Raw genomic sequence first — 14,214 nt, 5'->3', positions numbered from 1 at the left:
ACGGGTCAGCCTCCGGCTCCTCCCGGTCCGCCCGGTGCTCCGGGTGCGGGTCAGCCGCCCGCGCCTCCCGGCCCGCCCGGGGGCCCCGGCACGCCGCCGCACGGGCTGGACCACGCCGCGACGATGCTGGCCGGTCCCGCCGTGGTCGGCGCCGCCCCCGCGCCTCCCGGCCCGCCGCCCGGCGGCCCGCAGCCCGCGGCGCCCGCCGGTGTGCCCACCGTCGGGCCCGGCTACCAGGCCGTCCTGCGCTACCGCGGCCACGACGGCTCCGAGCAGCAGATCATCCGCCGCTCGGCGCCCGGCACCCCGCACCCGGAGTGGCAGATCCTGCACGAGCTGCGCGCCATGAACGTGCCGCCGCAGCAGGTCCTGGAGCTGCACACCGAGCTGGAGTCCTGCGAGCTGCCCGGCGGCTACTGCGCCCGGATGATCCGGGAGACCTGGCCGCAGGTCCGGATCACCAGCGTGGCCCCGTACGGCAAGGACCACGCGGGCCGTCAGGCGGGCATGCAGCACCTGCTCACCCACCAGGGCGAGCTGCACCAGGTGGCGGATGCGCCGCCGCGCCCCGCCCCCGTACGGGCGCCGCTGCCGCAGGTTCCGCTGCAGCCGGCGATCCCGCTGGACGCGATCGGTGCGGAGCTGGCCGGGGCCTTCGGGCCGCAGGGCGTGTTCCGCTTCGACCAGCGGGCGGTCTCCCGGCAGGGCGTGCCGGAGATCGTGGCGCAGACGCTGGTGTGGGCGGGCCTGCCCGCGGACTTCGGGCCGTTCTTCTGGGCGCAGGCCGTGCCGGGCCAGCCCGTGCCGACGCTGGCCGAGCTGGCCGCGCAGCGGCAGGTGCAGCCGGCGTCCGACGCGGGCTCGTACCTCGTCATCGGCAGCGACTTCGGCAAGGCGCTGTGCGTGCAGTACGGGACGGCGCACATCGTGGCCGTGCCGGTGGAGGGCGGTCCCGGCGGGGCGCCCGTGCCGCCGCAGTTCGTGAACTCCAGCCTGCCGCAGTTCGCGCGGTCGATCGCGATGCTGGGTCACATGTGGCGGCTGCGCCAGCATTTGACGCCGGAGCAGGCGGGCCGGTGGACCGTCGATTTCCAGGCGAATCTGGCCGGTCTCGACAGTGCCGCGCTGGCCTCGCCGGAGAGCTGGTGGTCGGTGCTGTTGGAGCAGATGTGGGACGGACTGCTCTGATCGGATGATCGGATCATGGCCGGGTCGGGGCCCTCGCGGGGGGTCGCGGCCCGGCCATTGCCGCTTCTGACCGCACATCACGCATCCTTGACAGGAATCCCCGCGAGAGAGGCGCTCCCAGGATGGCTGCACGCATGTCACCTCACGGACAGGGTTTCGCGATCGTGCGAGGTCGCGCCTACCGGGTGGAAGAGGTCGACCGGTACCTCGCCCGGCTCTCCGGCAGCCGCGACGAGGCCTGGGAGCGGGTCGCGCGGCTGACCGTCCTGGCCAAGCAGATGGAGGCCGAGGCCGCCCGGCTCCGCGAGGTGGTGGCCTCGCTGGCCCCGCAGCAGTACGAGGAGCTCAGCGAGCGCGCCCGGCGGATCCTGCTGCTCGCCCAGGAGGAGGCCGAGGCGCTGCGCGGCGAGGCCCGGGCCGATGCGGCCGACGCCGTCGCCGCCGCCGAGGCGCACGCCGAGCGGGTCGCCGAACTCGCCCGGCAGGACGCGGAGGCCGTGCGCGAGCAGACCGAGGTCCGCGCCCGGCAGGGGCTGCTGCGGGCGGAGCGCGAGGCGGACGGGCTGCGGGCCGAGGCGCGCGCCGACGCCGACGGGTGGCGGGCCGAGGGTCAGGAAGCGCTCGCCGAGGCGCGGCGGCGGACGCGGGCGCTGCTGGCGGAGCACGAGCAGGACCGGGTGGAGCGGTGGGACGCCGCGGGGCGGGAGCTCGCGCAGCGCACCGCCGACCTGGAGGCGCGCCTCGCCGAGCAGGAGCGGCTCGCCGAGAGCCGTCTCGCGGAGGCGCGCCGCGGGTTCGCGGAGGCGGAGGAGGCCGCGCGGCACGGGCAGGAGGACGCGGAGGCGCAGGCCGCGGAGCTGCTGGCGCAGGCGCGGGTGCGGGAGGAGAGGGTGCGGCGGGAGACCGAGCGGGTGCTGCGGGAGCACGAGGCCGCGCAGGAGGAGATGCGGGCCCACATGGCCCACGTCCGCTCCAGCCTGGCCGCCCTGACGGGCCGCCCCGCTCCCGCGGAGGGGTAGCGGGGCCCTCGGCTCCGGCCGGGCTCCTTCCCCTGCGGCGCCATTGCGGGGGCGCTGCCCCGGGCTCCCGCGCCTCAAACGCCGGCGGGGCTGGGGGTGACCGACGGAAAGTGTCGGCCAGGGGTCCCTTCGTGCAGGGGGAGGCGGGCTCAGGGGAGCTTGGTCAGGAGGAACTTGGAGATCAGCGGGGCGATGGCCGGGAGGTGGGTTTCGAGGGCGAAGTGGCCTGCACCCTCGAAGACGTGGACCTCGGCGTCGGGGGCGTCGCGCCGGTACGCCTCGGCCCCGGCCGGGGTGAAGAAGGGGTCGCCGGCGCCCCAGACGACCAGGACGGGGACGCCGGAGGCGCGGAGCCAGGCCTGCCAGGCCGGGTAGTGGGCGAAGTTGGAGGCGTAGTCGAAGGCCAGGTCGGCCTGCGCGTCGGCGCGCCCCGGCAGGCCCAGGTAGTGCACGTCGAGCGTCCGGTTGGCGGGGTCGATCAGGGAGGGGTCCGCGACGCCCGTCTCGTACTGGAAGCGGGTGCCGGCTTCGGTGAAGAGGCCGCGGACCCTTTCCTCCGCGCCGGGCTCGCTGCGCCTCAGGCCGGCGAACTCGCGGGCGGCGTCGGAGAGGCCCTCCTCGTAGGCGTTGCCGTTCTGGACGATGAGGCCCGTGACGCGGTCGGGCCGGCGGGCGGCGAGCCGCAGCCCGATCGGGGCGCCGAAGTCGAAGACGTAGAGCGCGTACCGGTCCAGTCCGAGGGCGTCGGTGAAGCCCTCCAGGACGTCCGCGAGCCGGTCGAAGGAGTACGTGAACCCGGCCGGGGCCTGCGTGCGGCCGAAGCCGGGGTGGTCGGGGGCGATCAGGCGGTAGGGGGTGTCGCCGAGCGCGTCCATCAGGCGGGTGAACTGGTGGGAGGAGGTCGGGAAGCCGTGCAGGAGGAGCAGGACCGGCCCGTCGGCCGGGCCGCTCTCCCGGTAGGCGACCGAGACCCCGCCGACGTCGATGGTGAGGTGCTTCATCACATGCCTCCAGTCCCGTTGTTTCCATTAGTGTCGCCCGGCGTTCCTAACGGGTCAAGGGTCTGGAGTAGCATTAGAGATATGACAGTGACGTTTCCGCTTACCGGCGAGCCGCTGGCCCTGGACCTGCTCAACACCCGGCCGGCCGACGGGGATCTGATCGCGGATCCCGCGGGGCTCGCGGCCTGGCTGGAGCTGCAGGCCGGGCGGCTGGAGCCGGTGGCTGTGGGGGCGGCCGAGGTCGCGGCCGTGCGGGCCGTACGGGAGGCGGCCGGGGCCGCGCTCGCGGCCGTACGGGTCGGGGCGCGGCCCCCGGCGGATGCGCTGCGCGCGCTGAACCAGGCCGCGGCGGGCGCCCCCGCCCACCGCGAGCTCGACTCCGCGCTGACGGTGGCCGTCCGGCGGACGGGCGCCCCGGCCCGGCGGCTCGCCGCGCAGCTGGCCGAGGCCGCGATGGACCTGCTGGCGGACCCCCGGGTCGGGGAGGTCCGGGAGTGCGAGGGTGCGGACTGCGTCCTGCTGTTCCTCCCCGCCAACCCCCGCCGCCGCTGGTGCGTGGCCTCGGCCTGCGGCAACCGCGCCCGCGTGGCCCGCTACTACGCCCGCCACAAGTCCTGACCCGGCCCGCCTTCTGTCCTCTCCGGTCGGGCTCGGGAGGCAGGCCAGGCCCCGGCGTTTCCGCTCGGGCGGTGGAGGGATGCCCCCCCGGCACCGGCCCCCGCCGAAGCCCCCGGCCACCTCCAGCCCCGCCGGCGTTCGAGGCGCGGGGGCTCGGGGGCTCGGGGGCGGAGCCCCCGCAGCGGCGCCGCAGGTGAAGAGCCCCGGCCGGAGCCTCCGTCAGGCGGAGCCGGCCGGCTGGACCGGGGCCGCGCCCGGAGTCGGGGTGTAGTGGAACGGGTCGCTGCGCAGGCCGCGGGCGGTGACGACCACCGTGAAGGCGTCGGGCACCCCCGCCGGCAGGGCCGCGGTCAGGGCCCCCGACGCCGGATCCGACTGCGTCGGGACGGCGACGGCGTCGACCTCGACCCGCGCATCCGGCCCGAACCCCCCACCCCGCACGGTGGCGGCGCCGTCGGCCACGGTCACGCCGGTGACCACCGGATTGGCCCGGGTGGCCATCTTGTTCACCAGGTACGCGCCGGCCGGCGCCCCCGTCAGCGCCCAGATCTCCTCCGGCAGCCGCGGCAGCCCGCCGCCCACGTCCGAGAGGAAGAACAGCACCACGTACAGCATGGTGACCGCGCTCAGCGCGACGTACTGGAGGTCGACGAGGTCGGTGCGCCCGCTGTCGTTCGCGATGAGCTCCCGCAGCGGCCGCTGCCCGGAGCCGGTCGGCGGGGCGGCCGGCTTGGCGAGGCTGCCGTGCTCGAGCCGGATCCCGACCACCGCCTTGGCGGCGATCAGGGCGACGTACGGGCCGCCGAGCAGCGGCAGGTACACGGTGGTGAGGGAGGACAGCGGTCCGGGGTCGGCGGTGAAGTACCGGGTGCCGCCGCCCGCGGTGAGCCCGTAGAGCAGGATCGTGGTCAGGAGCCACACCAGGATCACGGTCCAGGCCAGCGCGAGCGTGGTGGAGGTGGACAGGCGGCCGTCGCGGCCGGTGACCAGGCCCGGTCGGCGGCGCAGCCGTGCGCCGATCGGTCCGGCCATGGCGGCCAGCAGGGCCAGTGCTAAGAGTGCGGAAGCCATCTCGTCCCCCCGGAGCGGTTCCTGATCCCGATGCGGATCCGGACCCAAGAGGTGTACTCCGCTGGCGGGGGCCATGACAAGCTGCCGCCCCCGCGGACCCGCCCCCGGCGACCCGCCCCCGGCCTACCCCTCCCGCTGCTCGGGCAGGACGGGGAACCGCCGCGGCGCCACCACCAGCAGCACCAGGAGTGCCACGACCGCCGCGGCCCCGGCGCACAGGAAGATGTGGTCGACGGCGGCGGCCACGGCCTCCCGCAGCCGGTCGGCGGCGGCCTGCGGCAGCAGCCCGGGCCGGTCGAGGGCCTCGGAGACCTCGTCGAGGCCGGCCGGCAGCCCGGGCACGGGGGAGTGTTCCAGCCGGGCGGCGACGGTGGCGTTGGCGACGGCTCCCAGCAGGGCTGCGCCCAGGCTCTGCCCGACCTGCCGGCAGAACAGCACCGAGGCGGTGGTCGTACCCCGCTCCGCCCAGCCCACGGTGGACTGCACCCCGACGATCAGCGGCAGCTGGAACAGGCCGAGGGCCGCGCCGAGCAGCAGCATGACCAGCGTCGGCTGCCAGGCCCGGCCGGGGTACGGCAGGAAGGCGAAGGAGAACAGGACCAGGGCGGCGAGGCCGATGCCGAGGACGGCGCAGTCGCGGAAGCCGATGCGCCGGTAGACGTGCTGGCTCAGGGCGGCGGAGACCGGCCAGCTCAGCGTCATCGCGGACATGACGAGCCCGGCGCTGACGGGGCCGAGCCCGAGCACCGACTGCGCGTACGTCGGCACGAACACCATCGGGGCGACCATGAGCAGCCCGAGCGCGCCAAGGGCGAGGTTGACGGCGGCGATGGTGCGCCGGCGCCACACCCAGCCGGGCAGGATCGGCTCCGCAGCGCGGCGTTCGATGCGGACGACGGCGGCGGCGAGGGCGGCCCCGGCGGCGAACAGCCCGAGGGAGGGCGCGGACAGCCAGGGCCAGGCGACGCCGCCTTGGACGAGGGCGAAGAGCAGGACGCCGCCGCAGGCGAAGATGGCGAGGGCGCCCGTCCAGTCGACGGGCCCGAGGCGGCCGGGGGAGCGCACGGGCTCGACGAGGTGGCGGCCGACGAGCCAGAGGGCGAGGGCGGCGGGCGGCAGGTTGACGAGGAAGATCCAGCGCCAGTCGGCGTAGGCGGCGAGCAGTCCGCCGAGGGCGGGGCCGGCGACGGCGGAGGCGGCCCAGACGGAGGACATCCGGGCCTGGATCCTGGGGCGGTCCTTCAGCGGGTAGAGGTCGGCGGCCAGGGTCTGGACGGTGCTCTGCAGGGCGCCGCCGCCGAGGCCCTGGACGATCCGGAAGGCGATCAGTGCGGCCATGTTCCAGGCGACGGTGCACAGGAGCGAGCCGGCGAGGAAGAGGGCGATGCCGAAGAGGAGGACGGGCTTGCGGCCGAGGGTGTCGGACAGCTTGCCGTAGACGGGGAGGGTGACGGTGACGGCGAGGAGGTAGCCGGCAAAGAGCCAGGAGAAGACGGAGAAGCCGCCGAGGTCGCCGACGATCTGCGGGACGGCGGTGGAGACGATGGATCCGTCGAGGGCGACGAGTGCCATGCTCAGCATGAGCGCGGCGACCACTGCGGTACGGGGCCGACCGCCCCCGGCGGCGCCCTGCGCCCCGGCGGTGCCGCGGGCCGGCCGGGCCCCGCCGCGCCCCGCCCCGCCGTCGCGGCCTGCGGATCCGTCCGCCCGGCCCGCGGCACCCTCGGCCCCGCTCGCCCCGCTCGCCCCGCTCGCCCCGCCGTCGCGGCCCGCGGCGTCCTCCGCCGCGCCCGCCGCGCCGTCCGCCCGGCCGGGATTGGCGGAAACCCTGCTCGCGGGTGTGCCGGCGCCGCCGTCGGCGGCGGTGTCCCCGGAGTGGTCGTCGGTGCTCTCCTCCGTACCCACCAAGATCCTTTCACCGTGCACGCATCTCCGCGGAACACCTTCTCACCACGGCCTATCCGGCGGTACCCCCATCTCATATCCCCCAAAGGGTGGAGAACCCCTAGGGGTTGCTCCTCACAAGGGCCCAGGGTCCATTCGTCCCGGCGGAGGAGGAGAGCGGCCCGGAGTTGTCCTTAACTGGTTCCTACGTACGGGGGAGGGGTTGGCCCCCGGAGGACACCACTTACGGCACCACGCACACGAACGAGGGGAAGCACGTGACAACGGCTATGACCGAAACCAGGCACGGGGGTACTGGAGGCGCAGCCGTCGCGGCCCGGGCACGTCAGGTCGTCAAGGCCTACGGCTCCGGCGAGACGCGCGTGGTGGCCCTCGACCACGTGGACGTGGACATCATGCGGGGCCAGTTCACCGCGATCATGGGGCCCTCGGGCTCCGGCAAGTCCACGCTGATGCACTGCCTGGCCGGCCTGGACACGGTGACCGGCGGCACGATCCACCTGGAGGACACCGAGATCACGGGGCTGAAGGACAAGAAGCTCACCCAGCTGCGCCGCGACCGGATCGGCTTCATCTTCCAGGCGTTCAACCTGCTGCCCACGCTGAACGCCCTGGAGAACATCACGCTCCCGATGGACATAGCCGGGCGCAAGGCCGACCCGGAGTGGCTGAACCGGGTCGTGGAGACCGTCGGCCTCGCCGGCCGCCTCAAGCACCGGCCGACCCAGCTCTCCGGCGGCCAGCAGCAGCGCGTGGCCGTGGCCCGCGCCCTCGCGGCCCGCCCGCAGATCATCTTCGGCGACGAGCCGACCGGAAACCTGGACTCCCGCGCGGGCGCCGAGGTCCTCGGCTTCCTGCGCCGCTCGGTCGACGAGCTGGGCCAGACCATCGTGATGGTCACGCACGACCCGGTGGCGGCCTCGTACGCGGACCGCGTGATCTTCCTGGCCGACGGCCGGATCGTCGACGAGATGCGCGCGCCCAGTGCCGATCAGGTGCTGGACCGGATGAAGGACTTCGACGCGCGCGGGCGGACCTCGTGAGCGCCAACACCGTACTGAAGACCTCGCGGCGCAACTTCGTTGCGCACAAGGGGCGGATGGTCCTCTCCGCCATCGCCGTCATGCTGTCGGTGGCCTTCGTCTGCGGCACCCTCGTGTTCACGGACACGATGAACACGACGTTCGACAAGCTGTTCGCCGTCACCGGCTCCGACGTCACGGTCAGCCCCAAGCAGGCCGGGGAGGACGGGGAGAACCCCGACCGCGGCCGGCCCGAGGTGCTCCAGGCCTCGGTCGTCGAGCAGGTCAAGAACGCCCGGGGCGTCAAGTCCGCCGAGGGCGGCGTCGTCTCCCTGTCCGTCACGGTGGTCAACGCCAAGAACGAGAACATGGGCTCGAGCACGGGCGCCCCGACGATCGCGGGCAACTGGAACGACAACGAGCTCAAGTCGATGAAGATCACCTCGGGTGCGGCCCCGCACGGCCCGGCCGAGATCATGGTCGACGCCGACACCGCCGCCAAGCACCACCTGAAGCTGGGCGACGAGCTGCGCACGATCGCCGCCACCGGCGACATCCGCGCGAAGATCAGCGGTATCGCCACCTTCACCGTCACCAACCCCGGCGCGGCGATCGTCTACTTCGACACGCCCACCGCGCAGGAGAAGCTGCTCGGCGGCCCGAACCTGTTCACGCACGTCAGCGTCACCGCCCAGGACGGCGTCAGCAACGACCAGCTGAAGCAGAACATCGCCACCGCGGTCGGCGCGGACACCTACAAGCTGCAGACCGCCAAGGAGTCCGCGGACTCCAACCGCAAGGACGTCGGCTCCTTCCTGAAGGTCATGAAGTGGGTGATGCTCGGCTTCGCCGGGATCGCCTTCCTGGTCGGCATCTTCCTCATCTTCAACACGTTCTCCATGCTGGTCGCCCAGCGCACCCGCGAGATCGGCCTGATGCGCGCCATCGGCGCCGACCGCGGCCAGATCCTGAACTCCGTGATCGTCGAGGCCCTGCTGCTGGGCGCCGTCGGCTCGGTCCTCGGCATCGGTGCGGGCATCGGCCTGGCCGTCGGGCTGATGGAGCTCATGGGCCAGATGGGCATGCACCTGTCCACCGATGACCTGACCGTCGTGTGGACCACGCCCGTCGTCGGCCTCGTCCTCGGCATCGCCGTCACCCTCGTCTCCGCGTACGTACCGGCGCGCCGGGCCGGCAAGGTCTCCCCGATGGCCGCCCTGCGCGAGTCCGGCACCCCGGGCGACAAGAAGGCCGGCCGGGTCCGGGCCGTCATCGGCCTGGTCCTCACCGCGATCGGCGGCGCCGCGCTGTTCCTGGCCGCGGGCGCCGACCAGGCCGGACCGGGCGCGGGCCTGCTGGGCCTGGGCGTGCTGTTCACCCTCATCGGCTTCGTGGTGATCGGCCCGCTGCTCGCCGCCGTCGTGGTCCGGGTGCTCTCCGGCGTGGTGCTGCGGCCCTTCGGGTCCGTCGGCCGCCTCGCCGAGCGCAACGCGCTGCGCAACCCGCGCCGTACCGGCGCCACAGCCGCCGCGCTGATGATCGGCCTCGCGCTGGTCGCCTGCCTGTCGGTGGTCGGCTCCTCGATGGTGGCCTCCGCCACCGACGAGCTCGACAAGTCGGTCGGCGCGGACTACATCGTCCAGTCCCAGACCGGCCAGCCGATCGTGCCGCAGGCCGAGCAGGCGATGCGCGCCTCCAAGGGCCTGGACCACGTCACCGCCTACCGCATCCTGGGTGCGAAGGTCACCGCCCCCGACGGCTCGGTCAAGGAAGGGCGGATCAGCGCCACCGACCCGGGCTACGTCCAGGACGTGCGGCGCAAGACCACCGCCGGCGACTACGCGGCGGCGTACGGCAGCGGCGCCATGTCGGTCGGCTCCGACTACGCCAAGGAGCACAACGTCAAGGTCGGCGACGAGCTGACGGTCGCCTTCACCGAGGGCAAGCCGGCGAAGCTGAAGGTCGCCGCCATCACCTCCGACGAGGGCGGCATCGACAAGGGCGCCATGTACGTGGCGGTCAAGACGGCCGAGCAGTACGTGCCCGCCGACCGGATGTCGCAGCCGATCATGCTGCTGGGCAAGGCCGCGAACGGGCAGTCCGAGGCCGCGTACACCGCGCTGAAGTCGGCGCTGGCCGAGTACCCGCAGTACCAGGTGCGCAACCAGACCGACTACAAGAAGGCCCTCAAGGACCAGGTCGGCCAGCTGCTGAACATGGTCTACGGCCTCCTCGGCCTCGCGATCATCGTGGCGGTCCTGGGCGTCGTGAACACCCTGGCCCTCTCGGTGGTCGAGCGGACCCGCGAGATCGGCCTGATGCGCGCCATCGGCCTCTCCCGACGCCAGCTGCGCCGCATGATCCGCCTGGAGTCGGTGGTCATCGCCCTCTTCGGCGCCCTCCTCGGCCTCGGCCTGGGCATGGGCTGGGGGGCCACCGCCCACCAGCTGCTCGCCCTGCAGGGGATGAAGGTGCTGGAGATCCCGTGGTCCACGATCGTCTCGGTCTTCATCGGATCGGCCTTCGTGGGTCTGTTCGCCGCACTGGTCCCGGCCTTCCGGGCGGGGCGGATGAACGTACTGAACGCGATCGCGAGCGAGTAGGGGCCACTGGCCCCGGCGGTCGCGACGGGGGAGCGCAGGCCCCGGCAGCCCTCACGGGCGGCCGGGGCCTGCGCCGCGTCGTCGTACACGTCCTGCCGGGGCCTGCCGGGGCCCGCAGTGCCGCGGCGCGCGCGTTGCGCTGCGGCCCGTACGGGAGGTGGCGGGCGCGGGTGCGGGCGTAGGGTGGGAACCCCCGGCCCGCACGCGTGTCGGGCCCTTCGCGTTGCCCCCTCACCGGACGGAAAGCCTCCTTCATGAGCCTGCACGGACTGCTCGACGCCGTCACCCGGGACCCCGCCCTCGCCGAGGCGGTCACCGCGGCCGGGGACGGCAACCGCATGCACGTGGACCTCGTCGGCCCGCCCGCCGCCCGCCCCTTCGCGATCGCCGCGCTGGCCGCCCGTACCGGCCGGACCGTCCTCGCGGTCACCGCGACCGGGCGGGAGGCCGAGGACCTGGCGGCCGCGCTGAGGTCGTTCCTGCCGCCGGACGAGGTGGCGGAGTTCCCCTCCTGGGAGACGCTGCCGCACGAGCGGCTCTCGCCGCGCAGCGACACCGTGGGCCGCCGCCTGGCCGTACTGCGCCGGCTCGTCCACCCGAGCAAGGACGACCCGGCCGCAGGCCCGGTCTCCGTCGTGGTCGCGCCGATCCGCTCCGTGCTCCAGCCGCAGGTCAAGGGGCTCGCCGACCTGGTGCCCGTGAGCTTGCGCCAGGGCGGCAGCGCCGACCTCGGCGAGGTCGTCGAGGCCCTCTCGGCCGCCGCCTACGCCCGGGTGGAGCTGGTGGAGAAGCGCGGGGAGTTCGCCGTGCGCGGCGGCATCCTCGACGTGTTCCCGCCGACCGAGGAGCACCCGCTGCGCATCGAGTTCTGGGGCGACGAGGTCGAGGAGATCCGCTACTTCAAGGTCGCCGACCAGCGCTCCCTGGAGGTCGCCGAGCACGGCCTGTGGGCGCCGCCCTGCCGCGAGCTGCTGCTGACGCCCGAGGTCCGCGAGCGGGCCGCCGCCCTGGCCGAGGTCCACCCCGAGCTCGGCGAACTCCTCGGGAAGATCGCCGAGGGGATCGCGGTGGAGGGCATGGAGTCCCTCGCCCCGGTCCTGGTCGACGACATGGAACTGCTGATCGACGTCCTGCCGGCCCGGTCCATGGCCGTGGTGTGCGACCCGGAGCGCGTCCGCACCCGGGCCGCCGACCTGGTGGCCACCAGCCAGGAGTTCCTGATGGCCTCCTGGGCCGCCACCGCGGGCGGCGGCGAGGCCCCCATCGACGTCGGCGCGGCCTCCCTGCGCGGTATCGCCGACGTCCGCGACCGGGCGCGCGAGCTCGGCATGATGTGGTGGTCGGTGTCCCCGTTCGCCGCCGACGAGGAGGTGGGCGCGGACACGCTGAAGCTCGGCATGCACGCCCCGGAGGCCTACCGCGGCGACACCGCCCGCGCGCTGGCCGACACCAAGGGCTGGCTCGCCGACGGCTGGCGCACCGTCTACCTCACCGAGGGCCACGGCCCGGCCGCCCGCACCGTCGAGGTGCTCGGCGGCGAGGGCATCGCCGCCCGCCTGGAGGCCGACCTCGCCACCCTGGAGCCCCACGTCGTCCACGTGGCCTGCGGCTCCCTCGGCAACGGCTTCGTCGACCCGGCCCTGCGCATCGCCGTCCTGACCGAGACCGACCTGACCGGCCAGCGCACCGCCACCAAGGACCTGGGCCGGATGCCGACCCGGCGCCGCAAGTCCATCGACCCCCTCACCCTGGAGGTCGGCGACTACATCGTCCACGAGCAGCACGGCGTCGGCCGCTACATCGAGATGGTGCAGCGCACCGTGCAGGGCGCGACCCGCGAGTACCTCCTCGTCGAGTACGCCCCCGCCAAGCGCGGCCAGCCCGGCGACCGGCTCTACATCCCCACCGACCAGCTGGAGCAGGTCACCAAGTACGTGGGCGGCGAGGCCCCGACGCTGCACCGGCTCGGCGGCGCCGACTGGACCAAGACCAAGGCCCGCGCCAAGAAGGCGGTGAAGGAGATCGCCGCCGACCTGATCAAGCTGTACAGCGCGCGCATGGCGGCGCCCGGCCACTCCTTCGGCCCGGACACGCCCTGGCAGCGCGAACTGGAGGACGCCTTCCCGTACGCGGAGACGCCCGACCAGCTCACCACGATCGCCGAGGTCAAGGAGGACATGGAGAAGACCGTCCCCATGGACCGCCTGATCTGCGGCGATGTTGGATACGGTAAGACTGAAATCGCTGTGAGAGCGGCGTTTAAAGCGGTGCAGGACGGCAAGCAGGTGGCCGTCCTGGTCCCCACCACCCTCCTCGTGCAGCAGCACTTCGGGACCTTCTCCGAGCGCTACAGCCAGTTCCCGGTGAACGTGAAGGCGCTGTCGCGCTTCCAGAGCGACACCGAGGCCAAGGCCACCCTGGAGGGGCTGAGGGAGGGCGCGGTCGACGTGGTCATCGGCACGCACCGGCTCTTCTCGCAGGAGACCAAGTTCAAGGACCTGGGCCTGGTCATCGTCGACGAGGAGCAGCGGTTCGGCGTCGAGCACAAGGAGCAGCTGAAGAAGCTGCGGGCCAACGTCGACGTGCTGACCATGTCCGCGACCCCGATCCCGCGCACCCTGGAGATGGCGGTGACCGGCATCCGCGAGATGTCGACCATCACCACCCCGCCGGAGGAGCGCCATCCGGTGCTCACCTTCGTCGGCCCGTACGAGGAGAAGCAGATCGGCGCTGCCATCCGGCGCGAGCTGCTGCGCGAGGGCCAGTGCTTCTACATCCACAACCGGGTCGAGTCCATCGACCGGGCGGCTGCGCGGCTGCGTGAGATCGTGCCCGAGGCGCGGATCGCGACGGCCCACGGCCAGATGTCGGAACAGGCCCTGGAGCAGGTGGTCGTGGACTTCTGGGAGAAGAAGTTCGACGTCCTGGTCTCCACCACGATCGTGGAGTCCGGCATCGACATCTCCAACGCCAACACCCTCATCGTGGAGCGCGGCGACAACTTCGGCCTCTCCCAGCTGCACCAGCTGCGCGGCCGCGTCGGGCGCGGCCGCGAGCGCGGGTACGCGTACTTCCTGTACCCGCCGGAGAAGCCGCTGACCGAGACCGCCCACGAGCGCCTGGCCACCATCGCCCAGCACACCGAGATGGGCGCCGGCATGTACGTGGCGATGAAGGACCTGGAGATCCGCGGCGCGGGCAACCTGCTCGGCGGCGAGCAGTCCGGGCACATCGCGGGCGTCGGCTTCGACCTGTACATCCGGATGGTCGGCGAGGCGGTGGCGGACTACCGGGCGGCCGTCGAAGGCGGGGTGGAGGAGGAGCCGCCGCTGGAGGTGAAGATCGAGCTGCCGGTCGACGCGCACGTCCCGCACGACTACGCGCCCGGCGAGCGGCTGCGCCTGCAGGCGTACCGGTCGATCGCGTCGGCGAACTCCGAGGAGGACGTCAAGGCCGTACGAGAGGAGCTCACCGACCGCTACGGCAAGCTGCCGGAGCCGGTGGAGAACCTGCTGCTGGTGGCGGGCCTGCGGATGCTGGCGCGCGCGTGCGGGGTCGGCGACATCACCCTGCAGGGGCCGAACGTCCGCTTCGGGCCCGTGGAGTTGCGCGAGTCGCAGGAGCTGCGCCTGAAGCGCCTGTACCCGGGTTCGGTGCTCAAGCCGGCCACCTCCCAGGTGCTGATCCCGCGGCCGAAGACGGCCCGGGTGGGCGGCAAGCCGCTGGTCGGCCGGGAACTGCTGGCCTGGACCGGCGAGTTCCTGACCACGATCCTCGGCTCTTGAGT

9 protein-coding genes are annotated in these 14,214 nt (G+C 73.6%); 6 read left to right on the top strand and 3 right to left on the bottom strand.

Going from position 1 to position 14,214, the window contains the following annotated elements; all coding sequences use genetic code 11:
• Both ABZ924_RS04930 and ABZ924_RS04925 read left to right on the top strand, forming a co-directional pair.
• A partial coding sequence (locus ABZ924_RS04930) for an SUKH-4 family immunity protein (protein ID WP_361904176.1) occupies positions 1-1,188 on the top strand: 1,188 nt, incomplete at its 5' end.
• Between the two features lie 164 nt (positions 1,189-1,352).
• Positions 1,353-2,207 carry a cellulose-binding protein gene (locus tag ABZ924_RS04925; RefSeq protein ID WP_361904173.1) on the top strand — a complete coding sequence of 285 codons (855 nt, stop codon included), beginning with the start codon at positions 1,353-1,355 and terminating at the stop codon, positions 2,205-2,207.
• 149 nt (positions 2,208-2,356) lie between these two features.
• Here the strand turns inward: ABZ924_RS04925 and ABZ924_RS04920 are convergent, their stop codons facing one another.
• Entirely contained in the window at positions 2,357-3,208 is an 852-nt protein-coding gene (locus ABZ924_RS04920; RefSeq protein WP_361904170.1) for an alpha/beta hydrolase, read from the bottom strand.
• Between the two features lie 81 nt (positions 3,209-3,289).
• On the opposite strand from ABZ924_RS04920, the gene ABZ924_RS04915 reads away from it, so the two are divergent.
• Complete coding sequence (locus tag ABZ924_RS04915; RefSeq protein WP_361904168.1) at positions 3,290-3,826, top strand: ABATE domain-containing protein; 537 nt, start codon at positions 3,290-3,292, stop codon at positions 3,824-3,826.
• A 219-nt stretch (positions 3,827-4,045) separates the two neighbouring features.
• Here ABZ924_RS04915 and ABZ924_RS04910 read toward each other — a convergent pair whose 3' ends face one another.
• A complete protein-coding gene (locus ABZ924_RS04910; protein ID WP_361904165.1) occupies positions 4,046-4,897 on the bottom strand; it encodes a hypothetical protein in 852 nt (283 codons plus the stop codon).
• 123 nt (positions 4,898-5,020) lie between these two features.
• Complete coding sequence (locus tag ABZ924_RS04905; RefSeq protein WP_361904163.1) at positions 5,021-6,802, bottom strand: MDR family MFS transporter; 1,782 nt, start codon at positions 6,800-6,802, stop codon at positions 5,021-5,023.
• 257 nt (positions 6,803-7,059) lie between these two features.
• Here ABZ924_RS04905 and ABZ924_RS04900 point away from each other — a divergent pair, with 257 nt between their 5' ends.
• The 3 genes from ABZ924_RS04900 (at position 7,060) to mfd (ending at position 14,212) form a co-directional block, all read left to right on the top strand.
• Complete coding sequence (locus ABZ924_RS04900) at positions 7,060-7,845, top strand: ABC transporter ATP-binding protein (protein WP_361904160.1); 786 nt, start codon at positions 7,060-7,062, stop codon at positions 7,843-7,845.
• 56 nt (positions 7,846-7,901) lie between these two features.
• A complete protein-coding gene (locus ABZ924_RS04895; protein ID WP_361904529.1) occupies positions 7,902-10,427 on the top strand; it encodes an FtsX-like permease family protein in 2,526 nt (841 codons plus the stop codon).
• A gap of 254 nt (positions 10,428-10,681) precedes the next feature.
• Positions 10,682-14,212 (top strand): transcription-repair coupling factor, encoded by a 3,531-nt coding sequence (gene mfd, locus ABZ924_RS04890; protein ID WP_361904157.1) that lies wholly within the window; start codon positions 10,682-10,684, stop codon positions 14,210-14,212.
• Positions 14,213-14,214: the final 2 nt, after the last annotated feature.

Source organism: Streptomyces sp. NPDC046876, from assembly GCF_040645035.1.
Lineage (GTDB): Bacteria > Actinomycetota > Actinomycetes > Streptomycetales > Streptomycetaceae > Streptomyces.
This window is presented reverse-complemented; position numbering and strand designations above follow the sequence as displayed.

What these genes read in the sequence shown, in the direction of transcription:
- ABZ924_RS04920 (WP_361904170.1), bottom strand. Translation starts at nt 3,208, where the DNA reads ATGAAGCACCTCACCATCGACGTCGGCGGGGTCTCGGTCGCCTACCGG.
- ABZ924_RS04915 (WP_361904168.1), top strand. Translation starts at nt 3,290, where the DNA reads ATGACAGTGACGTTTCCGCTTACCGGCGAGCCGCTGGCCCTGGACCTG.
- ABZ924_RS04910 (WP_361904165.1), bottom strand. Translation starts at nt 4,897, where the DNA reads ATGGCTTCCGCACTCTTAGCACTGGCCCTGCTGGCCGCCATGGCCGGA.
- ABZ924_RS04895 (WP_361904529.1), top strand. Translation starts at nt 7,902, where the DNA reads ATGGTCCTCTCCGCCATCGCCGTCATGCTGTCGGTGGCCTTCGTCTGC.
- mfd (WP_361904157.1), top strand. Translation starts at nt 10,682, where the DNA reads ATGAGCCTGCACGGACTGCTCGACGCCGTCACCCGGGACCCCGCCCTC.